Source organism: Helicobacter pylori, from assembly GCF_001998165.1.
In the GTDB taxonomy this organism is placed as follows: domain Bacteria; phylum Campylobacterota; class Campylobacteria; order Campylobacterales; family Helicobacteraceae; genus Helicobacter; species Helicobacter pylori_DL.
Genome location: NZ_MTWR01000203.1, coordinates 1 through 251 on the forward strand (window position 1 = coordinate 1; position 251 = coordinate 251).

Consider the following 251-nt stretch of genomic DNA (forward strand, 5'->3'; position numbering starts at 1 on the left):
AATCAAGGTCGTAACCAACAGCAACGATGTTTTAAGGGAGTTTATAGAGACATGGCGTTACAAAGGCGTTTCCAACCCATTTTACTCAATGAGCCTAGCATCAATGAAGCTTTACAGATTTTAAGGGGGTTGAAAGAAACTTTAGAAACGCACCATAATATCACCATCAATGACTCCGCGCTCGTAGCGAGGGCTAAACTCTCAAGCCGTTCTTTCACCGATAGGTTTTTCCCGGATAAAGCGTTTGATTT

Annotated in this window: 1 pseudogene; it reads left to right on the top strand. The window is 42.2% G+C overall.

The annotated features are described in order from the left end of the window. Positions 1-251, top strand: a pseudogene (locus BZK24_RS08910) (ATP-dependent Clp protease ATP-binding subunit); the annotation flags it as partial.